21 protein-coding genes are annotated in these 21,474 nt (G+C 59.3%); 3 read left to right on the top strand and 18 right to left on the bottom strand.

Annotation, left to right across the window (positions count from 1 at the left end):
* Positions 1 to 69: 69 nt before the first annotated feature.
* The 7 genes from C8N31_RS13915 to C8N31_RS13945 form a co-directional block, all read right to left on the bottom strand.
* Positions 70 to 435 (bottom strand): hypothetical protein, encoded by a 366-nt coding sequence (locus C8N31_RS13915; RefSeq protein ID WP_025047718.1) that lies wholly within the window; start codon positions 433 to 435, stop codon positions 70 to 72.
* 23 nt (positions 436 to 458) lie between these two features.
* Positions 459 to 1,508: an endonuclease/exonuclease/phosphatase family protein gene (locus tag C8N31_RS13920; protein WP_025047719.1), complete on the bottom strand. Its 1,050-nt coding sequence runs from the start codon at positions 1,506 to 1,508 to the stop codon at positions 459 to 461.
* A complete protein-coding gene (locus tag C8N31_RS13925; protein WP_025047720.1) occupies positions 1,508 to 2,188 on the bottom strand; it encodes a molecular chaperone DjiA in 681 nt (226 codons plus the stop codon). The genes C8N31_RS13920 and C8N31_RS13925 overlap by 1 nt, the downstream gene beginning before the upstream one ends.
* Positions 2,189 to 2,228: 40 nt before the next feature.
* Positions 2,229 to 2,681: a GNAT family N-acetyltransferase gene (locus C8N31_RS13930; RefSeq protein WP_338063686.1), complete on the bottom strand. Its 453-nt coding sequence runs from the start codon at positions 2,679 to 2,681 to the stop codon at positions 2,229 to 2,231.
* 20 nt (positions 2,682 to 2,701) lie between these two features.
* The gene (locus tag C8N31_RS13935; protein WP_025047722.1) at positions 2,702 to 3,316 is read right to left on the bottom strand and encodes a VOC family protein; all 615 of its coding nucleotides are present in this window, start codon (positions 3,314 to 3,316) and stop codon (positions 2,702 to 2,704) included.
* Positions 3,317 to 3,503: 187 nt separating this feature from the next.
* Positions 3,504 to 5,645 (bottom strand): methylmalonyl-CoA mutase, encoded by a 2,142-nt coding sequence (gene scpA, locus C8N31_RS13940; RefSeq protein WP_025047723.1) that lies wholly within the window; start codon positions 5,643 to 5,645, stop codon positions 3,504 to 3,506.
* On the bottom strand, positions 5,605 to 6,618 hold the full coding sequence (locus C8N31_RS13945) for a hypothetical protein (protein WP_231476755.1): 1,014 nt from the start codon (positions 6,616 to 6,618) through the stop codon (positions 5,605 to 5,607). The genes scpA and C8N31_RS13945 overlap by 41 nt, the downstream gene beginning before the upstream one ends.
* A gap of 99 nt (positions 6,619 to 6,717) precedes the next feature.
* Between C8N31_RS13945 and C8N31_RS13950 the strand changes: the two genes are divergently transcribed.
* Entirely contained in the window at positions 6,718 to 7,179 is a 462-nt protein-coding gene (locus C8N31_RS13950) for a DUF4174 domain-containing protein (RefSeq protein ID WP_025047725.1), read from the top strand.
* Between the two features lie 85 nt (positions 7,180 to 7,264).
* Here C8N31_RS13950 and C8N31_RS13955 read toward each other — a convergent pair whose 3' ends face one another.
* From C8N31_RS13955 to C8N31_RS13990, 8 genes are all read right to left on the bottom strand, one after another.
* Positions 7,265 to 8,044, bottom strand: a complete 780-nt coding sequence (locus C8N31_RS13955; RefSeq protein ID WP_025047726.1) for a hypothetical protein — start codon at positions 8,042 to 8,044, stop codon at positions 7,265 to 7,267.
* Between the two features lie 4 nt (positions 8,045 to 8,048).
* Positions 8,049 to 10,094: an acetyl-CoA carboxylase biotin carboxylase subunit gene (locus C8N31_RS13960; protein WP_025047727.1), complete on the bottom strand. Its 2,046-nt coding sequence runs from the start codon at positions 10,092 to 10,094 to the stop codon at positions 8,049 to 8,051.
* 135 nt (positions 10,095 to 10,229) lie between these two features.
* Positions 10,230 to 10,436 (bottom strand): hypothetical protein, encoded by a 207-nt coding sequence (locus tag C8N31_RS13965; RefSeq protein WP_025047728.1) that lies wholly within the window; start codon positions 10,434 to 10,436, stop codon positions 10,230 to 10,232.
* A gap of 325 nt (positions 10,437 to 10,761) precedes the next feature.
* On the bottom strand, positions 10,762 to 11,109 hold the full coding sequence (locus tag C8N31_RS13970) for a hypothetical protein (RefSeq protein WP_025047729.1): 348 nt from the start codon (positions 11,107 to 11,109) through the stop codon (positions 10,762 to 10,764).
* A 78-nt stretch (positions 11,110 to 11,187) separates the two neighbouring features.
* The gene (locus C8N31_RS20385) at positions 11,188 to 11,334 is read right to left on the bottom strand and encodes a hypothetical protein (RefSeq protein WP_162933395.1); all 147 of its coding nucleotides are present in this window, start codon (positions 11,332 to 11,334) and stop codon (positions 11,188 to 11,190) included.
* A gap of 214 nt (positions 11,335 to 11,548) precedes the next feature.
* On the bottom strand, positions 11,549 to 11,923 hold the full coding sequence (locus C8N31_RS13975) for a DUF6497 family protein (RefSeq protein WP_081785664.1): 375 nt from the start codon (positions 11,921 to 11,923) through the stop codon (positions 11,549 to 11,551).
* Positions 11,920 to 12,315 (bottom strand): cupin domain-containing protein, encoded by a 396-nt coding sequence (locus C8N31_RS13980; RefSeq protein ID WP_025047731.1) that lies wholly within the window; start codon positions 12,313 to 12,315, stop codon positions 11,920 to 11,922. The genes C8N31_RS13975 and C8N31_RS13980 overlap by 4 nt, the downstream gene beginning before the upstream one ends.
* A gap of 610 nt (positions 12,316 to 12,925) precedes the next feature.
* Positions 12,926 to 14,458 carry an acyl-CoA carboxylase subunit beta gene (locus C8N31_RS13990; protein ID WP_025047733.1) on the bottom strand — a complete coding sequence of 511 codons (1,533 nt, stop codon included), beginning with the start codon at positions 14,456 to 14,458 and terminating at the stop codon, positions 12,926 to 12,928.
* Between the two features lie 169 nt (positions 14,459 to 14,627).
* Between C8N31_RS13990 and C8N31_RS13995 the strand changes: the two genes are divergently transcribed.
* A complete protein-coding gene (locus C8N31_RS13995; RefSeq protein WP_025047734.1) occupies positions 14,628 to 15,851 on the top strand; it encodes a multidrug effflux MFS transporter in 1,224 nt (407 codons plus the stop codon).
* Between the two features lie 77 nt (positions 15,852 to 15,928).
* Positions 15,929 to 17,329 (top strand): helix-turn-helix domain-containing protein, encoded by a 1,401-nt coding sequence (locus C8N31_RS14000; protein ID WP_025047735.1) that lies wholly within the window; start codon positions 15,929 to 15,931, stop codon positions 17,327 to 17,329.
* Here C8N31_RS14000 and C8N31_RS14005 read toward each other — a convergent pair whose 3' ends face one another.
* The 3 genes from C8N31_RS14005 to betB all read right to left on the bottom strand — a co-directional run bounded on the left by C8N31_RS14005 (position 17,330) and on the right by betB (position 21,473).
* Positions 17,330 to 17,995 carry a thermonuclease family protein gene (locus C8N31_RS14005; RefSeq protein WP_025047736.1) on the bottom strand — a complete coding sequence of 222 codons (666 nt, stop codon included), beginning with the start codon at positions 17,993 to 17,995 and terminating at the stop codon, positions 17,330 to 17,332. It lies immediately after the preceding gene.
* A gap of 107 nt (positions 17,996 to 18,102) precedes the next feature.
* On the bottom strand, positions 18,103 to 19,761 hold the full coding sequence (betA, locus tag C8N31_RS14010; protein ID WP_025047737.1) for a choline dehydrogenase: 1,659 nt from the start codon (positions 19,759 to 19,761) through the stop codon (positions 18,103 to 18,105).
* Positions 19,762 to 20,015: 254 nt separating this feature from the next.
* A complete protein-coding gene (betB, locus tag C8N31_RS14015; protein ID WP_025047738.1) occupies positions 20,016 to 21,473 on the bottom strand; it encodes a betaine-aldehyde dehydrogenase in 1,458 nt (485 codons plus the stop codon).
* Between the last annotated feature and the right edge of the window lies 1 nt (position 21,474).

Raw genomic sequence — 21,474 nt, forward strand, 5'->3', positions numbered from 1 at the left:
GGCCGAGAGTGCGGGATTGAGTTTTTCTTGCCAAATTAAGCGGGGACCAGCGCCGAACAGCAGCCGCAATCAAAGATCGATCTGCGGCGCAGGTTCGGTTGGAGTTTCCGGTTTGACCAATGGATGATCCGGCTTGCGGCGGATGACGATATCGCCGTTTGGCAACATCTCTGGCGCTTGATAAGCGCTCCAATCCTCGACCTCTTCCAACAGCTCGGTCAGTTTCGGCCCCATCTCCTGCGCAAAACTTCTCAGCGCCGGACCCATCTGATCGGCCAGTCCTGAAAACTCTTCGATGGCGGGCTCCATCTCTTTGAGGATGCCTTCCATAAACATCTGCGCGCCGCGTTCCATGAGGGACAATCCGCGGTCCTCTTCGGCGGCAACAGCCATCGGTGCCATAGCCACCGCAATGATCAAACTGATACGTTTCATGGGGCCAATATAGTGGCTTTGTCTCAAGTTTTCGAGGGGGTGGCCGGACCGTCAGCGAATTCCAGCGTCACTGGAAAATGGTCGGAGGCCGTGACCAGCGCATCGCGCAGCTCTGGCGTATGCCAGCAATCTGGATCATCCAGTGGATGCCAGATCCGCCATGCCGCGCCGCGTTGGCGGAAATGCGGGGTGACCATGATGTAATCGAGCAGCGCCTGCAAAAACCGCTTTTCCGGCCTGATCCAGAACCGCGAGGTTGTTGGCATCGCCCCCAAACGGCGGCTCAATGCCTGCCGCGCATGCGGATCAAAAAGTGCATCCGGACCATCATCGCCCATGACAATCTCGACCGAAGAGCGCCCGAACAGATGCTCAAACTCATCCAGGCCCGGCCCGTCATTCAAATCCCCAAGCACCACCAATGGCACTGCATCACGCAAATGGTCCTCAATACGCCCCCGCAACCATATCGCCTGCGCCAATTGTTTGCGCCGGTTGGCGATGGCAAAGCTCATAACTTCGGCCGGATTGCTGGCCCCGTGCGGCGCTTTGGATTTGAGATGCGCCCCGATCATCCGAAAGGCAAACCCGCCCGCCGTTTCGATCGCAAGCTCTAGGGGGGGTTTGGAAAACACCACCCGATCTTCGGTTGCATCAATATCCAGATCAATCCGCAACGCTCCGTCAAACCGCGGCGCACCTTCGGCCCCCTCAGGACCAGAGGCAACGCCCTGCGGATCATGCCGGACCTTCATCACATCCGGGTCAAACAGCAGTGCGATCTCTTGCTGGGTGTCATTGGGAAAGCCGATCACCGCATCCCGCGCTCGCAGCCCAAAATGCGCGGCAAAACCGGTCAAAGCTTTGATAGTTGATCTGTTTTTGCTTTGATCCGGCGCTTCGATGATCATCACAGCATCAGCATCCAGGGCCTGAAACACCCGGCCCAAGGCTTGGGTCTGCTGCGCACGCGTCACGTTGTAACGCGCCGACCAGCCACCGTCATCGAAGAGCTGATCCTCATCGTCAAACAGGCTCGAAAACCACTCAATGTTATAAGTGGCAATCCGCATCAGGCAGCTTTGCCCGACAGGGTTTCCCAAGCCCGGTTGATATCAATCAACCGCTTTTCCGCCATGCGCACCGCCTCTTCGGGCAGGCCCCGCGCCACCAAGGCATCGGGGTGGTTGGCCCGCACCAGCTTGCGCCACGCCGCCCGCGCCACATCCATCGGGGCATCAGGCGCAATGCCCAAAACCGTATGGGGCAGTGGCGATGTATCAGGCACAAACCGCGCCTTGAGCGCTGGAAAGGTCTCGTCCGCCAGCCCGAATATCTCCGCCACCCGCTCCAGAAACGCGTCCTCGTTGGGATGGTAGGTGCCATCGGCCATCGCAATGTGAAACAACCCCTCCATCAAATCTGTCAAGATCTCGGGTTGCTCGGCAAACATCTCGGCGATCCGGCGGGCGTAATCGTCAAATCCGGCCACATCGCGCCGCGCCAGATTAAACACCCGCGCCGCGCCATCGGCATCGGCCTCGGCAATCTGAAACACTTCGCGAAATGCGGTGACCTCGTCGCGGGTGACCAAACCATCGGCCTTGGCCATCTTGGCCCCCAAAGCGATCACCGCAATGGTAAACGCCACCGACCGCTCCGGCGGGCTGCGCAGGCGGTCGAATACTTCCGTCAAACCCTGACCGGAGGTCAGAGCTGACAGCGCTTCGGTGATGCGGGTCCAAATCGACATGCGCGAACCATAGACGCTGCCGCAGGGGAAGTCAGGACGTTCAGAGGGTTTTCTGCATCAAAATCAGGTCAAGCCATTCGCCGTGTTTGCGCCCCACCTCTGGCAGACGCCCGGTCTGGACAAATCCTACCTTTCTGTGAAACGCAACCGCCGCGCCGTTGGCCGCGCTAATCCCGGCCACCATGACGTGAACCCCTTGATCTTGCGCTGCTTTCTCGGCCTTCTGCATCAGACGCGTCCCGACGCCCTGCCCGCCAAAACCGTCCGCCACGATCACCGTATGCTCGACCGTATGGGCATATCCGGGCCCGGACCGAAACGCGCCATAGGTCACAAACCCGGCCAGCCTCTCCGCCTCGGCCACCCAAAAGGCGGAAGGCCGCTCATTCATCAAAGCCGCAACCTCGGTTGCCGATTTCTCAAGGGTGGTGAACGTGAACGCCGTGTCGCGGATCATTCTATTCCAAAGCGTTGCAATACCCGCCGCATCCATTGCACTCGCGGGCCTGACAATCACCGCAGCACCCGCGCCTGACCCGCAACGTCAAACCGCGCCTCAAGCCCGGCTAATCCGGTCTCAAACGCCACAAATGCACCCTGCAAATGCGGCGCAAGCAACTGCGCCAATTCCGCCGCTTGCGGATGGCGCACGGTCAACCCTGTCATCCGGCACCCCTTTTGGTCCAACCGCGCCGCAGGATGCGCGGCGCCCTCCCACTCAATCAGCGCTGGGGCACAATTGTCATAGGGCAAAATCCCGCTCTCCGGCACCGCCATCCGCCAACGCAAATCACCCCGTTGCAACGACACAGGTGCACCAAAGCCATCCGGCAAAGCGGCCAATGTCGCGTCCAGATCGGTGCAACGGCAAATCCAGTTGCTGAGCCGGGCAGCACCAGAAAACCGGTCCAGATCAAACCACCGCGCCCGTATTGGCACCGCCCCGTCAGGATTGATCGCGATTGCCTCCAAATACAGCCCCTCTTCGAGACCCAGCAGCATATTATGGGTGAAAAACACATCATGCTCCCCGCCCTGTTGCAATGATACTTCCAAAGCCGCCTCAACATGCGCCTGCGCCGCCGCAAGGGTCTCCCCCGCAACCGCAACATGATCCAACTCCATCATTGGCTCTCTCCCCACTGCACCCCCTTTTTGGCTACAAATATTCTCGGAGGGGGTTTGGGGGAGGCAGACAGCCTCCCCCAACTTTTCCACTTGCGCCATCTGCCCAGTCAGATGGACGACGGGGAGGCAGACAGCCTCCCCCATTCAACACATCAAATCATTTGGCCCCGGCCAAATGTCCTTTGGATCATCCCCTCGCTGCGCGGATCAGCTTGAGAATGTCCTGCGCCGCCGATGGGATGTTGGTCCCCGGCCCAAAGATCGCCTTGACCCCGGCATCATAAAGGAACTGATAATCCTGCTGCGGAATAACCCCGCCGCAGATCACCAGAATGTCCTCGGCGCCCGCCTCCTTGAGCGCAGAAATCAACTGCGGAGCCAGCGTCTTGTGGCCCGCGGCCTGCGAACTGATGCCAATCACATGCACGTCATTGTCCACCGCATCCTGCGCCGCCTCGGCTGGCGTCTGGAACAACGGCCCCACATCGACGTCAAACCCGATATCGGCAAAGGCCGTGGCAATCACTTTGGCGCCGCGGTCATGACCGTCTTGGCCCATCTTGACCACCAACATGCGTGGGCGGCGGCCTTCGGCCTCGGCAAATTCTTCCACGGATTTCTGGATGTTGGCAAAGCCCTCATCCCCTTCATAAGCCGCCCCATAGACACCTGCGAGGGTTTTCACCTCGGCCCTGTGGCGGCCAAATTCGTCTTCCATTGCCATGCTGATCTCTCCCACAGTGGCGCGTGCGCGGGCCGCTTCGACTGCCCCTTCCAACAGGTTGCCGCCTTCTTTTGCCCGGCGGGTCAGTTCCGACAATGCGGCGGTGCAAGCGGCCTCGTCGCGGCTAGCGCGGATGCTGTTCAACCGTTTGATCTGGCTTTCACGCACCGCGACATTGTCCACATCCAGAATATCAATCGGATCTTCACTTTCGCGGCGGTATTTGTTGACGCCCACGATCACCTCGGTGCCGCGATCAATATTCGCCTGCCGCGTCGCCGCCGCCTCTTCGATCCGCAGTTTCGGCATGCCAGAGGCCACAGCCTTGGTCATGCCGCCCATTTCCTCAACTTCTTCGATCAGTTTCCAGGCGGCCTCGGCCAGATCATGGGTCAACTTCTCAACATAGTAAGACCCCGCCAGCGGATCGACCACATTTGTCACCCCGGTTTCTTCTTGCAAAATCAACTGGGTATTGCGTGCAATGCGCGCGGAAAAGTCGGTCGGCAAGGCAATCGCCTCGTCCAGCGCATTGGTGTGCAGCGACTGTGTGCCGCCCAGTGCCGCCGCCATCGCCTCATAGGCGGTGCGCACCACATTGTTGTAAGGGTCTTGTTCCTGCAAAGACACGCCAGATGTCTGGCAGTGGGTCCGCAACATCGAGGATTTGGCGTTCTTCGGCTCAAACTCCGACATAATCCGGTGCCACAACAGACGCGCCGCCCGCAATTTCGCCGCTTCCATAAAGAAGTTCATGCCAATGGCAAAAAAGAACGACAAGCGCGGCGCAAACCGGTCCACATCCATGCCAGCAGCTATCGCGGTGCGCACATATTCACGGCCATCCGCAAGGGTAAAGGCCAGTTCCTGCACCAGGTTCGCACCGGCCTCTTGCATGTGATAGCCCGAGATCGAGATCGAATTGAACTTCGGCATATGGTCCGAAGTATATTCAATGATATCGCCAATGATCCGCATCGACGGCTCTGGCGGGTAGATATAGGTGTTGCGCACCATGAACTCTTTCAGAATGTCATTCTGAATGGTCCCGGCCAGCACCGATTTGTCATGGCCCTGCTCTTCGCCCGCGACGATGAAATTGGCCAAAATCGGGATCACCGCGCCGTTCATCGTCATCGACACGCTGACCTTGTCCAGCGGAATGCCGTCAAAGAGGATTTTCATATCCTCAACGCTGTCGATGGCCACGCCCGCCTTGCCCACGTCACCTTCAACACGGGGGTGGTCACTGTCGTAGCCGCGGTGCGTGGCCAGATCAAAGGCCACCGAGACCCCCTGCTGCCCGGCCGCCAATCCGCGCCGGTAAAATGCGTTGGATTCCTCGGCTGTTGAAAAGCCCGCATATTGCCGGATCGTCCAGGGGCGGCCCGCATACATCGTCGCTTTCACCCCGCGCGTAAACGGCGCACTACCGGGGATACTGCCCAGATGATCGACCCCGTCCAGGTCTTCGGCTGTGTAGATCGGCTGCACCGGAATGCCTTCAAGGGTGTTCCATGTCAGGTCGTCAACACTGCGCCCGCGCAACTCCGCCTCGGCGGTGCTACGCCATGTTTCCTTTGATGTGTCCTTGTCCGCTGTCATGAGCTTGTCCTCTTGTCCTCTGATCCGGCGGCAGCGTTTTTTCTGCTCTTGTCCGGATCTTATCCTCTGTCAAATGGGCCAGACCATCCGCACCGGCGGTCAGCCAATGCAAATCGTCCGCATAGTTTTCCGCCAGTCGGGCGGTTTGTTCTGGGGTGAAGGGATGCCAACGGCCCGGTCCTTCGGGCAATTGCGCCGGGTCCGCGCCCTGTGCGGCCAACACCTCGCGCAGCTTGGGCAAATCAGGCGACCGGTTCAGCCAAAGCGCATTGCGGTCCACGGGGGCTGCGCGGCCCATGGCCGCTTCCAGCAGGCTGTCGGGACGGCCGGCAAATGTTTCAAACGGCAGCACTTCGATATGGGCGTCCGGCAGGGCGCAGGACAGATCGGTGATGACATCCCGCCAACCGCGCTGGCGGTTCGAGATCACCTCAAACGTGCGCGGCTTGGGGATCGGGTGCCCCCGCGCCACGGTCATCGCCGCCACGGATGACCACCATAGATCAGGCGAACGGACGCACAAAACCACACGGCTGATCTTGCCACCAAAGGCCGCAGAAACCCGCGCCAAACGTTCGCCAATTGCCGGATACAGGATTTTGGCCCGCAGGCGGGCGCGGGGCGTTCCGATCATGTTCTCGTCGCTGACCAACAAATCGCGCAACCCCAGATCCGCAGCCCGCGCCGCCAGAACCCGAACCCGGCCTTGTGCATGGGCCTGTCTGTTGCGCCCGTTGGCCGCTGCCGGCCCCGGAAACAAACCCGGAAACACCGATTTGCGGGTGCGCCACGGCCCCCAGAACCCGGTGCCCTGCTGGCCCAGATCATCGGCATGGTCCCGCATATAATGCTGGAACGTGGTCGTCCCGGTGCGATGCGCACCAAGGTGAAGTATGACATCCATAACAGCGGCGCCAATCGTGCTGAGCAAGGCCGCCCCCGTCGGCCTGAACGCAGGGGAATACCCCGTCATGTGCCCAAAGCCCTTGCATAATGCTTAAAGCGAAAATCGAACCGATTTTGCATCGCAAATCTTGCAAAAGCGCCTATATCTGTTCCAACAGGAGCCTTTATGAAACCGCTTATACCGCTTGTTATTGCAGGATTTTTTGCCACCGCACTGGGTGCTGACACGGGCGCACCATCGCCCGAAGATACTGTGTTTCGCGCCGCAGATATGGCCGATTTAAGCGAATTCCACTGGAAAAAGCGCCCCGTCGTAGTCTTTGCCGACAGCGAGAACGATCCTGCCTTTATTGAACAGATGGAACTGCTGGCGGCCCGCACGGAGGCGCTGATCGAACGGGATGTCGTTGTTTTGACCGACACAGACCCTGCCGCCCGCTCTGCGCTGCGGCTCAAAATGCGGCCACGCGGCTTTATGTTGGTGTTGGTGGGCAAGGACGGCGGCATCAAGCTGCGCAAACCCTTCCCATGGGACGTGCGCGAAATCAGTCGCAGCATCGACAAAATGCCCATCCGCCAACGGGAGATCCGCGAAGAGAAAGAGGCCAATCGCCCCGAAGGCCAGTGATCCTTGATCCCTGGCACGGCGCTGCCTATATTAAAGCTATGAGCAACACGAAGGTCTGATATGGACAAAGATCCCAACATACCCTTCACACCGATCCCTGTGACGTGGCGGACAGGTCCGCGCCCTGGCTACTGATGATCTGCTGGGCCGCTCTGGCGCCGCCGTCCGAATAGGCTTTGATCAAACGCAGGGCGTATTTCCCGAACAAATACGCCTGCTTACGCATTCCGACATAATCTGAATACATCGCCGTGCGCCGTGGCGGATCGAGCGTTTTGAAAGTCTCGCCGCGCATGTCATCGGCGAGGGCCGACACAGATTTGATCAGGCTGTAGTAGGCCACGATGGCGTCAATCGTTTGCCGTGGCAGCACGTCAATCTCCGCAATCACCGCATCATAGACATGATCGTGATGCTCACGTGGGATAAACGGCACATAATCCGCCTCTTTTTCCATACGTTCGGTCAACGCGGCGACATAGGCCTCTGTTTCCCCCACAACCCATAGCGATTCCAGCGTATTGCCGATCTCGGCATAAAGCGCCTTGTGATAATCCCGCAGCCGTTCCGCACGTCCACGCGACTTGGCCAATTCGGCAAAGATCGCCGTGGTCAGCCAGCCAACGGCAATCACCAAACCCGCGATCATCGCCTGCTGGATACCTGTCTCCAACTGCCCCAGAAACGGCAGCGCCGCCCAGACCAAAGCGCCAAGGATCACGACAACCGGCAGGCCAATTGTCAGAAAGAACTGCGCGATGATCAGACCTGCGGTGCGCGCCTCTTTCCACAACAGCAGCAGACCGGCGCAGAACACTGCGCCAATCGCCAGAAGCCATGGAAGTGACAGCACCGCATCGGTCATCGGATCATTCGAACTCCATGATCACGTCGTCCACTGCAAGGCTGTCGCCCGCACTGGCGTTGATCTTGGACACGACACCCTTTTTCTCGGCGCGCAGGATGTTTTCCATCTTCATCGCCTCAATGGTGCAAAGCGCTTGGCCTTCCTGCACCTCATCGCCCACAGCGGCCTCCAGTTTCACCACCAGCCCCGGCATCGGGCACAGCAGCATCTTGGACGTATCAGGCGCGACCTTCTCCGGCATCATCAGGGCCAGTTCGGCCTGACGCGGGGTGCGCACATGTACCCGCAGATCCGCGCCGCGGGTGCGCACACGGAAACCGCCCGAAATCTTGCCAACCTTCAGGATCAGCGGCGCATCCGCCACTGTCATGGTTGCCAATTGATCCCCCGGCGTCCAATCGCCACTGACGCGCAGCGCCTCACCATCGGCAAAATTCACGGTCGCGCCGTCCTGATCGGCCTCAATGGTCACATCAAAGGACTGTCCCTGAATGGCAACATTCCAATCCGAACCGACCTTGCGTTCGTGGTTGTCCATCCGGCCCGACACCCGCGCCCGGCGGATCTCGGCCACGCGGTGCATGGCAGAGGTCGCCGCCGCAATCCGGCGCAATTCGCCCTCGGGCAGTTCAACCCCCTCAAACCCATCAGGATATTCCTCGGCGATAAAGGCCGTGGTCATATCCCCGTTGATAAAGATTGGGTGATCCATCACCGCCGACAGGAATGGCAGGTTGTGACCAATCCCCTCAACTTCAAAACTGTCCAGCGCAACGCGCATCTGCTCAATCGCCTCGGCGCGGGTCGGGGCCCATGTGCACAGCTTGGCGATCATCGGATCGTAGTACATCGAAATCTCGCCGCCCTCGTAGACGCCGGTGTCATTACGCACCGCGGTCGCCCCTGATGGCGCATCATCCTGCCACTTGCTGTTATCGAGCAGCGGCCCCGCAGCCACCTCTTGTGGTGGGCGATAGCGTGTCAGACGGCCAATGGAAGGCAGGAACCCGCGATAGGGGTCTTCGGCATAAAGACGGTTCTCAATCGCCCAGCCATTCAGCTTCACATCCGATTGTTTGATCGACAGTTTCTCGCCATTGGCCACGCGGATCATCTCTTCGACCAAATCAACGCCAGTGATCAACTCGGTCACAGGGTGTTCCACCTGCAAACGGGTGTTCATCTCAAGGAAGTAAAAATTCTTGTCACCATCAACGATAAATTCCACCGTCCCGGCAGAGGCATAATCAACCGCCAGCGCCAGCGCGACCGCCTGTTCGCCCATGGCCTTGCGGGTGGCCTCATCAAGGAAGGGCGATGGCGCCTCTTCAACGACTTTTTGGTTACGGCGTTGGATCGAGCATTCCCGCTCGCCCAGATAGACACCGTTGCCATGGCTGTCACAGAGCACCTGAATCTCAATGTGGCGCGGTTGCGTGACGAACTTTTCGATAAAGATCCGGTCATCGCCAAAGGAATTGGTCGCCTCGTTCTTGGACGATTGGAACCCCTCGCGGGCCTCTTCGTCATTCCAGGCAATCCGCATGCCCTTGCCGCCGCCCCCGGCGGAGGCCTTGAGCATCACCGGATAGCCAACTTCATTGGAAATCTTGACCGCCTCATCAGCGTCCTCGATCAGGCCCATGTAGCCCGGCACGGTGGAGACCCCGGCTTCCTGCGCGATTTTCTTGGAGGTGATTTTGTCCCCCATCTTTTCAATCGCACCCACTGGCGGGCCGACAAAGGCCACACCGGCCGCCGAAAGCGCCTCGGCGAACTTGCTGTTTTCGGACAGGAACCCATAACCGGGATGCACGGCCTCGGCGCCCGAAGATTTGATCGCCTCCATCACCTTGTCAATGACGATATAGGACTGGTTCGCAGGGGGCGGGCCAATATGCACGGCCTCATCCGCCATCTGCACATGCAGTGCTTGCGCATCCGCGTCCGAATATATTGCGACAGTGGTGATGCCCATCTTACGGGCGGTCTTGATAACGCGGCAGGCAATCTCGCCCCGATTGGCGATCAGGATTTTCTTGAACATGGGATATCCTTCTGGGTCTTGAGGAAAACACAAAAACCCTGTCGCAGCGAAGGCTGCGCAGGGTTCAAATAAGCGGGTGCCAGGCGGGCGGGCCAAATAACGCGGCCTGCCGTTTTGGCAATGATTAGAGAGGGATCAGTTGCACTTGCCCGGATTGAGCTGGCAATAGGCGATGTTGCCCGCAGCACCGATGGCCGCACCTTGCGCAAGGCTGCCGCTGGTGATGGCCGCAGCGCCCGCGCCAATGGCCGCGCCGCCAAGCGCCTGTTCGCCAAGCGTGTCACCGCAAGCGGCCAAACCGCCGCAGGCCGCAAGACTGAGAATGATATGTTTGATGGACATCTGCCTGTTCCTTCACTGCTTTTATATGCAGGAACAACGCGGCACGCGCCCAATGGTTCCGCGCAGCCGGGCCGATCCTGTGCCTGACCATCCAGACCGCGCCACCTGCGGGAAAAAACGGGCAGCACATTCGGGGGGACGGTGCGCTGCCCATAAGGGGAAGGGGTTTGGTCTTGATGTGCAAACAGCGCATGGTTTTTGGTCGCGCCGCCTGCAGGTCCGACCCTGTCCAAATCCGCCCCAAGGGCCAAGCCCGACGCGCCCCATGCCGAAAAATCGGCTGAGGATCGCGCAAATGCGGGGAGGAGTGGCGCAAACATGCCGATTACCCCTCAAACGCTTCGGGGAAAGCGGCGCGGGCCATTGCTTCGTCGATGACCATGATGGCTTCGTAGTCTGCCGGATCGAAGGGATCGGTGGCAGGCAAAACCTCACGGCCAAACAGCCACGACAGACGCCCCGCATCCAGATTGCCCCGCTCAAACGGTTGATCACCAAATGCCTCCCACAAGGCCTTCATAAAGGCGGCATCGGCCCGGCGATCCGGCGGGCGACGATCTGGGCGACGCTCGCGCCGGGTGATCGGCGTGACCCCCTTGGGGTTTGGGCGGCGAATGGTGAATTGAAAGTCAGTGCCGGGCAAACGGCCCGGAAACCCGCGGTGTTTCAACATATAGGCAGGCATCACACACCCTCCTGACAAAGGGTGGTGGGGATCAAGGCAGGCGGGGTCGCCTGCCTTGTAACAGACTTACTTGTATTTGCCTGTGTATGTGGGCTCAACCGAGATGGGCTCTGGGTCGACAACCACGAATTCTTCTTCGGTCTGGCCGCTTGTACATGCGGCAACAACGGCAACAAAGCCGAGCGTTGCCAACAGTTTGATGCTCTTTGACATCTGTGTCTCCTGTCATTGTTGATGGGGCGCTGCACTGCTAGATGCCTCGCACGCCCCGGTTCTGAGGTAAGGAATACATGGGTATGCCTTGGCCGCAGAATAAGCAAAACGCCTGTCGATTGATATGGTTCCGCCGTCAATCGGCGGGTTTGTGACGCCAAAGCCTCATTCATTCGTGTCTGTGGCAAACCGCCCCCTACATGTTGTGGTTGCATCAGTAACTCTCCCAAATACAGGAGCCATTATCGGCGCGAAACGCTTCGAAAAACTGGGTTGCATCCGGGTCGGCCACGCCAAATTCGGTGGGCCGGTCGGCCAGCGACACAACGATCACATCCCCGTCCAATTCGAAATCCGAGATATAGGTCAGCGCAGTTTCCTGGCACAGATGCAGCATGTCCTGCGCGTTGACCTCGGCCATCGCATCATCACGAGAGATCTTCGGCGCAACAAACCGGAACCGCAGCCAGATCTCGTCGCCCAGATCGTCAATCAGCACCTCTTGCAGATCCACAGGTTGCCCCGATGGCACCTCGAAGGACCAGACAGGCGTCGCTGCCAGCAACAGTGCAAAAGCCAGACGGATCATGGCGCGTCTTCCTCTTGGGTGGCAAAATCGGCGGGCGAGATGATCTCGATCAGCTCCATATCATCAGAATGGCGCAGTTCGCGGTGTTTGATGCCTGGCGGCTGTAACACACAAGACCCGGCCCGCAGCAGATGCTCCCCCTGCCCCTCATATTCGAACACCACCCAGCCTTGGGTGACATAGACCATCTGAAAATCCAACTCGTGCGAATGCCATGCACCGGGGCTTTCCATCCCCGGAACCGCGCGGATCACATGGGCGCCGTAGCCGCCCTTGGTCGCATCCTTGATGCCCAGATCACGATACTCAAAAAACGGCCGCAGGCCCGCACCCTCGAATTTGCCATCATCCGCATGGGCGATGGCGAAGGCTTGGTTTTTGAAAAGGGTCATAGCAAAATCCTCTCAATCCTGCGCGAACCGTGCCTTACGCAGCGCCAATGACCGCTTCGCAAACATGATAGGTGCTGTGTCGCTAATTGATAAGCTCGCACAAAGCTCCAATCTGCAGGCCAGAGACGCCTCTGTGCTGTTTTCTTGTTGCAAGCTATCACTACAAGAACTCGCAGGTCTTTGCCCTTACGTCTGCAATGACGATTACACGCCCGACGGCCGGAATCCCTCGATAGTCCGAGGCCACACGAGGTGCGCGGTTTATCCAGAAAAGCCTGACTTCTATCTTTTCAGGCCGCTGTCCTTTTCTCGAGCCAAAGGCCACTAGCTCGCGAAAGTACTGACGACAAAGACTGAGGCCCTTCGTTGCATTCTCTTGCTTATCCCGACGCTTGTACCGCGCGTCTGTCCAAAAGTTCGCATACAAAAGTTTAGTCTTTGTGCCATCTTCGAGTGTCAAAACTGCATTAGCTCCCGCCCCAAAACAGACACGTCCATTTTTGAATTCATGCGGCGGGTTTTGACCAACGCAAAGTAGCCCGGACTGAGCTTGAAACGCCAAGCCAAAGCAAAGAAAGAGGCAAAGAGATACAAACCGCATATCACCACCTCACAACGGAATGTTGTCGTGCTTTTTCCAAGGCCGGTTGACCTTCTTGTTCCGCAAGGATGCAAAGGCCCGCGCGATCCGCTTGCGCGTGGTGCGCGGCTGAATCACCTCGTCGATGAACCCGCGCTCTGCGGCGACAAAGGGATTGGCGAACCGGTCTTCATAATCCTTGGTGTGCTGCGCGATCTTTTCTGCATCGCCCAGATCCTGACGGTGAATGATCTCTGTTGCGCCCTTGGCGCCCATCACGGCCACCTCGGCTGTCGGCCAGGCATAGTTGAAATCGGACCGCAGGTGTTTGGACGCCATCACGTCATAGGCCCCGCCATAGGCCTTGCGGGTGATCACCGTCACCATCGGCACGGTCGCCTCGCCATAAGCAAACAGCAGCTTTGCACCGTGTTTGATCACGCCGCCATATTCCTGACTGGTGCCGGGCAGAAAGCCGGGCACATCGACCAGCGTCAGCAGCGGGATTTCAAAGGCATCGCAGAACCGCACAAACCGTGCCGCCTTGCGAGAGCTGTCAATGTCCAGACAGCCCGCCAAAACCATCGGTTGGTTTGCCACCACACCCACAGTGCGCCCCTCAAGGCGGACAAAACCGGTGATGATGTTCTTGGCGAAATCTTCCTGAATCTCGTAAAAATCACCCTCATCCGCCAGCTTTTGGATCAGCTCTTTCATGTCGTAGGGTGTGTTTGGATTGGCCGGAACCAAGGTATCAAGCGAGGCTTCAATCCGGTCCGGCTCATCAAAGAACGGGCGCACGGGTGGCATCTGGGTGTTGTTGGCCGGCAGGAAATCGACCAGGCGGCGCACCTCTGCCAGGGCTTCCACATCGTTTTCAAACGCCGCATCCGCCACCGAGGATTTGCGGGTGTGGGTTGTTGCCCCGCCCAGCTCTTCAGCGGTGACAACCTCGTTGGTCACGGTCTTGACCACATCAGGGCCGGTCACGAACATGTAAGAGGTGTCTTTGACCATAAAGATAAAGTCGGTCATCGCAGGGGAATAGACCGCGCCGCCTGCACATGGCCCCATGATGACACTGATCTGCGGGATCACGCCGGAGGCTTCGATGTTGCGCTGGAACACTTCGGCATAACCGGCGAGCGATGCAACGCCTTCCTGAATACGCGCCCCGCCAGAATCGTTGATGCCAATCACGGGTGCGCCGTTCTGGATCGCCATATCCTGAATTTTGCAGATCTTCTGCGCGTGGGTTTCGGACAGTGATCCACCAAAGACCGTGAAATCCTGACTGAACACATAGACCAGACGGCCATTGATCGTCCCCCAGCCGGTAACCACGCCATCACCCGCAGGCTTTTGTTTTTCCATGCCAAAATCGGTACAGCGATGGGTGACAAACATGTCAAACTCTTCAAAGCTGCCCTCATCGAGCAACAATTCGACCCGTTCCCGCGCGGTCAGTTTGCCGCGCCCGTGTTGCGCGTCGATGCGTTTTTGACCACCGCCAAGGCGCGCGGTTTCGCGGCGCTCTTCAAGCTGTTCCAGAATATCTTTCATGGTGAACCCCTGCATAAGTTTGGCACATCTTATCCAAGCGAGGGCGGCAGCCAAAGTGAATTTGTGAATATTTGCAAAGTATTTCCATCATGGATGCAGCTAATTGCAAACTTGCAAATTCGCCCACCTTCTCTGGACATTGCCCAGACATGGGAATACTTGCATTTGCATGAATGCCCCTCCCGTTATCCGGTTTCTGGATCGGACCACCCCACCGCATATCTCGACATTGATCCTCCTCGCGGGGCTGTCTGCGATGGTGATGAACATTTTCCTACCCAGCCTGCCCTATATGGCAGAGTATTTCGGCACGGATTACGCGGTGATGCAGCTATCGGTGCCGCTGTTCCTGTTTTGCAGCGGTATTTTGCAACTCTTCATCGGCCCGATCTCTGACAATCTGGGGCGCCGCAAGGTAATGATGGGCGGGCTTGTCCTGTTCATCGGGGCGACTTTGGGCTGTATCTACGCGCCCAACGCCACCGTTTTCCTGATCTTTCGCATAGGCCAAGCCATCATCGCCACGGCAATGGTCCTCAGCCGCGCGGTGATCCGTGATCTGTATTCACAGGACCAATCCGCCTCGATGATGGGCTATGTCACCATGGGTGTGGCCCTTGTCCCGATGATCAGCCCGGCCATCGGGGGCGCAATTGAACAGGTCTTTGACTGGACTGTTACGTTCTGGTTGATGGCCGTTTTGGGCGGGGTGATTTTGTTGATCGTCTGGGCCGACATGGGCGAAACCGCCCGCCATTCCGGCAAGACCCTGATCGGCCAGTTCCGCGAGTACCCCGAACTTCTCCGCGCCCGACGGTTCTGGGGCTATGCGATGGCCTCCGGTTTTTGTTCCGGCGCGTTCTACGCCTATCTTGGTGGCGCGCCATTTGTGGGCAGCACGGTCTTTGGGCTGAACCCGTTCTGGCTTGGCATCTACTTCGGCGCCCCAGCCATCGGCTATTTTGCAGGCAACTTCCTCACCGGCCTCTACGCGGTCAAATTCGGCATCAACGCCATGGTGCTTTGGGGCTGTATCGCCAATGCACTGGGAGGCGCGGTGTCTTTGCTAATTTTCCTCAGCGGATATGGCACCGCTGAAACCTTCTTTGGACTGATGACATTGGTCGGCCTTGGCAATGGCCTGTGTATACCCAATGCTGCCGCTGGCATGTTGTCTGTGCGCCCCCATCTGGCGGGCACAGCCTCCGGCCTTGGCGGCGCGATCATGATCGGCGGCGGATCCGGCCTTGCGGTGTTGGCCGGTGCGCTCCTGACCCCCGAAACAGGCGCCTATCCCCTGCTGTGGCTCATGCTGCTGACGGCCATCGCCGGTGTTATCTCAATCGCGCTGGTGATCCGCCGCGAAAAAGCACTGGGATTAGCATTACGTTAACTCTTTCACCGCACCTTGCTGCTGACAGTTTGCAAAGCTAGGCTATCGCAAACTGCAAAGTTGCAAAGGGCGGCGTCATGGCCAATCAAAAACTCTATGCCGGGGCCAAGCTGCGCGAGCTGCGCACGCGGGTTGGTCTGACCCAAAAAGATTTTGCTGGCCGGCTCGGCGTGTCCCTGCCCTATCTCAACCAGATGGAAAACAACAACCGTCCGGTCAGCACCACTGTTGTCCTGTCTTTGGTGACAGAGTTCGGTATGGACGTGAGCGAGCTTAGCACGGGTGACGGCGAACGCCTTGTCAGTGACATGCGCGAGGCACTGGCCGACCCGGTCTTTGGCGGGAACATGCCACCGCTCGCCGATCTGCGCCTTGCCGCATCCAACGCGCCGGGGCTGGCGCGGGCCTTTCTCGAATTACACCAAAGCTACCGCCAAACCCACGAACGCCTCGCCTCACTGGACGAGGCACTGGGCCGGGGTGACGCAAGCGCCTCCCCCTCGCCATGGGAAGAGGTGCGCGACTTCTTCCACTATTGCGACAACTACATCGACGCGGTTGACCGCGCCGCCGAACATTTCGCCAGCCGCGAAGGTGGGCATCACAACATGCGCGTTGCGGCTGCATCAGCCCTTGCCAACGCCGGGGTCAGCGTCAGCTTTGCCGATGCCGACCGCCTGCGCCAATACGACCCTGCGCAAAAGGCACTGACCCTCTCGGCCCGCGCCGCACCTGAAACCCAGACCTTTCAAATGCTGCTGCAAGTTGCCCTCACCCGGCAGGAACCCCTGCTTGAGGCGACCCTCGATCTGGCCCGCTTTCACTCCACCGGTGCCCGCGAAATTGCCAAGATCGGTCTGGCCAACTATTTCGCCGGCGCCGCCTTGATGCCCTATGGCCAATTTCAAGACAAAGCACAGGACTGCCGCCATGATCTTGAGGTGCTGGCCGGACATTTTGGCGCCTCCATCGAACAGGTCGCGCACCGGCTTTCCACCCTGCAACGCCCCGGCGCCAAGGGCATCCCGTTCTTTTTTGTGCGGGTCGATCAGGCCGGCACCATCACCAAACGCCACTCTGCCACGCGCCTGCAATTTGCCCGTTTCGGCGGAGCCTGCCCGCTTTGGAATGTGCACCGCGCCTTTGAAACGCCGGGGCATTTCCTGCGGCAACTGGCCGAAACACCGGACGGCGTGCGATATATATCGCTGGCTCGCGACATCACCAAACCGGGCGGCCGCTTTGGCGCGCCCGTGCGCCGCTACGCCATCGCATTGGGCTGCGAAGTGGGCCACGCGGATGCCTTGGTCTACGCAGATGGCATGGACACCAGCCGCGACAGCGCCTTTGAACCGATCGGGATTTCCTGCCGGATTTGCGAACGCAAGGGCTGTCACCAACGGGCGGTGCCGCCGCTGGAACGCCGCCTTGTCGTCGATCCGAACCGCCGCGATGTCCTGCCCTATCAGGTCGAATAATCAGCGCCGCGCAGGCCGCCACCCAGAGGCCCGCGCCTGCGCTTCGGAACAGAACCACCGCTCGCCCTCGGCGGGCTGAATGCCGGTGCGGTCATAAAACTTTTGCCCTGGCATGTGGTAGATCCGTTTGCCCTTGGCCGAAATATTGCCCTTGATCGCACAGTTCGGATCTTGCGCATCGCGCCCCTTGATCCGGGTCAGACGATAACGTGCGGGCGATTGCAGCGTGAACCCGTGAATGCCGCGCTTGGCAACCAGGGCCGCTTTTTCATCCAGATCATAATCCATCGCATATTTGCGGTAGGCATAGGCCAGACCATCCTGCACCAGCCGCGCCCCGATATCCGCAACCCCGGCATAACACTTGGCCACCACGCGCCCGTAACGGTCTGTATCCTTGGCCACACAGCGCACCCGCTGCCCGCCGAACAAATCCTGCACCTGCCGCGTGACCCAATCACCGCAGGCCCAGTTTTGCCCGTTCAGCGTTGTGCACGGCTGATCTCGCTCTGGCGCATCAATACCATAAAGGCGCACGCGGGTCCGCCCGACATCCACCGTATCGCCATCAATCACACGCAGGTCTCCGGTGATATCTGCCGCCTGCGCAGGGGGCGCCAGCAGCCAAAGCGCACACAGCGCAAATCGTAAACAAATGGTTAACATGGCGTCACTATGGGCGCTGCGCCCGCAGGACGAAAGCGATTCTGTTAAGAAAGGTTAACGCCTATCACAACACGCCTGAGACCCGCCTGATGCCATGGCGCAGCAGATCACCGCTGCGATGTTTCCCACTCCGGATGAACCCAGGGCACATCATTGGCCCGCGCCAATGGATCAAGGCCAAGTAGCAAATCCGAAACCTTCTCACCCACCATGATCGACGGCGCATTGAGATTGCCATTGGTGATGCGCGGAAAGATCGAACTGTCCGCCACGCGCAGCCCCTCAACCCCGATCACCCGTGCCTGCGGATCAACCACGGCCATCGGATCGTCCACCGCGCCCATCTTGCAAGTGCCGCAAGGGTGATAGGCGCTCTCGGCATGTTCTGCGATGAAACTGTCAAGCTCCGCATCCGTTTGCATCTCCGCACCGGGCTGGATCTCATGCTTCACAAATGGCTTGAACGCCTCCTGCGCAAAAACCTCACGGGTCAAACGGATACAGGTGCGAAAATCCTCCCAGTCTTCGGGGTGAGACATATAGTTGAACCGGATCACCGGATCATCCGCAGGATTGCCTGACCGCAGGCTCACCGCCCCCCGCGACTTGGACCGCATCGGCCCAGTATGGGCCTGAAATCCATGCCCCTCTGCCGCGGCCTGGCCGTCATAGCGCACGGCGATGGGCAGGAAATGATACTGGATATCCGGATAAGGCACCCCGGCCTTGGAGCGTACAAAGGCCGCGCTTTCAAACTGGTTCGATGCGCCCATACCGGTCTTGGTAAACAGCCACTGCGCCCCGATCACCGCCTTGGACAGGACGTTCCAATGTTTATACAGGGTGATCGGCTGCGATGCCGCCATCTGGATATAAAGCTCAAGATGGTCTTGCAGGTTTTGCCCCACACCGGCGCGGTCCGCGACCACCTCGATCCCATGCTCGGCCAGATGCGCAGCCGGGCCAATGCCCGACAACATCAACAGTTTCGGCGAATTGATCGAAGAAGCGGCCAAAACCACCTCACGCTCGGCGCCGATGACCTCGATCTTGCCGCCGCGCAGCACCTCAACGCCGATGGCGCGGCCCTCCTCGATCACCACACGCTGCGCAAGGGCGCGGATCAGCTCGACATTGCCCGTGCGCTGCGCAGGCCGCAAATAGGCATTGGCCGCCGACCAGCGCCGCCCGTTCCACACGGTCTGCTCCATCGGGCCAAAGCCTTCTTGCTTTTCACCGTTGTAATCATCCGTGGCCTCATATCCAGCCTGCGCACCTGCCTTCACAAAGGCCTCGAACAAGGGGTTCTTGCGCGGCCCGCGGCTCACATGCAGCGGACCGTCCGTGCCGCGCCAACCCGCATCGCCGCCATGACCGCCGTCATGCCAGCTTTCCATCCGTTTGAAATACGGCAAAACATCCGCATAGGCCCAGCCCTGCGCGCCGCTTTCCTCCCAATGATCATAATCCATCGCATGACCGCGCACATAAACCATCCCGTTGATCGAGGACGATCCGCCAATCACCTTGCCGCGCGGGCAGGCCAGTTCGCGGTTGTTCAAATGCGGCTCCGGCTCTGACCGGTAGCCCCAGTCATACCGTTTCATATTCATCGGATAGCTGAGCGCCGCAGGCATTTGAATAAACGGGCCCGCATCGGTGCCGCCATGTTCAATCACGATCACCTTGCGCCCCGCCATCGCCAAACGATAAGCCATGGCACAGCCGGCACTGCCAGCCCCAACAATTACAAATTCCGCCTTCATACCTACCTCTTCGTGATTCCGCGCAGGGTCAAGGAGGCGCAAAGCGCCCCAAGCTGTGCTTGGCTTGTCCTTGACGCTGCGGGGAATCGCACCGCCATCATTGAACCGGTGTCTTGAGCCACAGACCTGTGGCGCAAGCACCTCTCAGCAAATCTCAAAACCGCCACAGAACAAAACCACCGATCCTGATCCGGGCTCACCTCGCCAAAAGCGCCAAAAATGAAACGCGCGTCAGCGCTCCTTTTGGCAGAGCCCTAAAAGGGCGCCTCCACGTCATCCATGCGCACAAACACCGATTTCAACTGGCTGTAATGCGCGATCGCCGCCTTGGAGTTCTCGCGCCCCACACCGGAGTTTTTGGATCCCCCAAAGGGGGCCTCGACCGGCGCGTCATTATAGGTGTTGATGAAACAGGTGCCCGCCTCAAACCGCGCCGCAACGCGGTGCGCACGGGTCAGATCCTTGGTGAACACACCCGCCGCCAGACCAAATTCGGTGTCATTGGCCCGCGCCATCACCTCATCTTCGTCCTCAAAATCCAGCACTGCCATCACCGGCCCAAAGATCTCTTCGCGGGCGATGATCATATCATCGGTCACATCGGCAAACACCGTCGGCTGCATGTAGAACCCTTCACGGTCCAAACGCGCCCCGCCCGTGACCAGACGCGCGCCTTCAGCCTTGCCTTTTTCGACATAGCCCAGCGCGATATTCATCTGCCGCTCTGACACCATCGGGCCAAAGCTGGTGTCGGGGTCCATCGGATCGCCGATCACCGCATTGCCCAGACGTTCCGTCAAACGGGTCAGGAACTTTTCCTTGATCGCCTTGTGCACAAACACCCGCGTGCCGTTGGAACAGACCTGACCAGAGCTATAGAAATTGCCCAAAATCGCCCCGCCAACCGCGTTCTCGATATCCGCGTCATCAAAGACGATCATCGGGGATTTGCCCCCCAGTTCCATCGTCACATGTTTGATGCCTTCGGCCGCAGCGGCATAGACCTTGCGCCCCGTCGGCACCGAACCGGTCAGCGATACCTTATCAACCCGCGGATCGGTGACCAATGCACTGCCCACCTCGCCCATGCCCTGCACGACATTGTAGATGCCCGCCGGCAGACCCGCCTCATGCAGGATCTCGGCCACCTTGAGCGCACAAAGCGGCGTTGTCTCGGAGGGTTTGAAAATCATCGCATTGCCGCACGCCAGCGCCGGTGCGCCCTTCCAGCAGGCGATCTGCGTTGGATAATTCCACGCGCCGATCCCCACACAAACGCCCAAAGCCTCGCGGCGGGTATAGACCCAGTTCTCGCCCAGCTGGATATGCTCGCCGGTCAGTGTCGCCGCCATGCCGCCGAAGTATTCCAGCGCATCGGCCCCGCTGGTGGCATCCACCACCGAGGTCTCCTGATAGGGTTTGCCGGTGTCATAGGTTTCCAGCACGCTCAGATCGTGATTGCGCTCGCGCATGATCTGCTCGGCCCGGCGCAGGATACGCCCGCGCTCAGTTCCGCTCATCGCGGCCCATGCCGCTTGGGCATTGCGCGCCGATTCAATTGCCTGATCGACAATCGCGGGCGTCGCGGCATAAACCGTTGCGATCTTTTCCCCGGTTGCGGGATAGATCACATCAATCGGCGTGCCGCTTGTGTCTTCGACGTAGGCGCCATTGATAAAATGGCTGGCCTTGGGCTGTGTGTCATAGGGCATG

The sequence above is a fragment of the Sulfitobacter mediterraneus genome, from assembly GCF_003054325.1.
In the GTDB taxonomy this organism is placed as follows: domain Bacteria; phylum Pseudomonadota; class Alphaproteobacteria; order Rhodobacterales; family Rhodobacteraceae; genus Sulfitobacter; species Sulfitobacter mediterraneus.

Coding starts and splice junctions, on each gene's coding strand:
- betA (WP_025047737.1), bottom strand. CDS start 19,761: ATGAAGGCGGAATTTGTAATTGTTGGGGCTGGCAGTGCCGGCTGTGCC.
- C8N31_RS13995 (WP_025047734.1), top strand. CDS start 14,628: ATGAATGCCCCTCCCGTTATCCGGTTTCTGGATCGGACCACCCCACCG.
- scpA (WP_025047723.1), bottom strand. CDS start 5,645: ATGACAGCGGACAAGGACACATCAAAGGAAACATGGCGTAGCACCGCC.
- C8N31_RS13960 (WP_025047727.1), bottom strand. CDS start 10,094: ATGTTCAAGAAAATCCTGATCGCCAATCGGGGCGAGATTGCCTGCCGC.
- C8N31_RS13975 (WP_081785664.1), bottom strand. CDS start 11,923: ATGATCCGTCTGGCTTTTGCACTGTTGCTGGCAGCGACGCCTGTCTGG.
- C8N31_RS20385 (WP_162933395.1), bottom strand. CDS start 11,334: ATGTCAAAGAGCATCAAACTGTTGGCAACGCTCGGCTTTGTTGCCGTT.
- C8N31_RS13955 (WP_025047726.1), bottom strand. CDS start 8,044: ATGACCGATGCGGTGCTGTCACTTCCATGGCTTCTGGCGATTGGCGCA.
- C8N31_RS13950 (WP_025047725.1), top strand. CDS start 6,718: ATGAAACCGCTTATACCGCTTGTTATTGCAGGATTTTTTGCCACCGCA.
- C8N31_RS13935 (WP_025047722.1), bottom strand. CDS start 3,316: ATGATGGAGTTGGATCATGTTGCGGTTGCGGGGGAGACCCTTGCGGCG.
- C8N31_RS13920 (WP_025047719.1), bottom strand. CDS start 1,508: ATGCGGATTGCCACTTATAACATTGAGTGGTTTTCGAGCCTGTTTGAC.
- C8N31_RS13930 (WP_338063686.1), bottom strand. CDS start 2,681: ATGGATGCGGCGGGTATTGCAACGCTTTGGAATAGAATGATCCGCGAC.
- C8N31_RS14005 (WP_025047736.1), bottom strand. CDS start 17,995: ATGTTAACCATTTGTTTACGATTTGCGCTGTGTGCGCTTTGGCTGCTG.
- C8N31_RS13980 (WP_025047731.1), bottom strand. CDS start 12,315: ATGACCCTTTTCAAAAACCAAGCCTTCGCCATCGCCCATGCGGATGAT.
- C8N31_RS13945 (WP_231476755.1), bottom strand. CDS start 6,618: ATGACGGGGTATTCCCCTGCGTTCAGGCCGACGGGGGCGGCCTTGCTC.
- C8N31_RS13970 (WP_025047729.1), bottom strand. CDS start 11,109: ATGTTGAAACACCGCGGGTTTCCGGGCCGTTTGCCCGGCACTGACTTT.
- C8N31_RS13915 (WP_025047718.1), bottom strand. CDS start 435: ATGAAACGTATCAGTTTGATCATTGCGGTGGCTATGGCACCGATGGCT.
- C8N31_RS14000 (WP_025047735.1), top strand. CDS start 15,929: ATGGCCAATCAAAAACTCTATGCCGGGGCCAAGCTGCGCGAGCTGCGC.
- C8N31_RS13965 (WP_025047728.1), bottom strand. CDS start 10,436: ATGTCCATCAAACATATCATTCTCAGTCTTGCGGCCTGCGGCGGTTTG.
- C8N31_RS13990 (WP_025047733.1), bottom strand. CDS start 14,458: ATGAAAGATATTCTGGAACAGCTTGAAGAGCGCCGCGAAACCGCGCGC.
- C8N31_RS13925 (WP_025047720.1), bottom strand. CDS start 2,188: ATGTCGATTTGGACCCGCATCACCGAAGCGCTGTCAGCTCTGACCTCC.
- betB (WP_025047738.1), bottom strand. CDS start 21,473: ATGCCCTATGACACACAGCCCAAGGCCAGCCATTTTATCAATGGCGCC.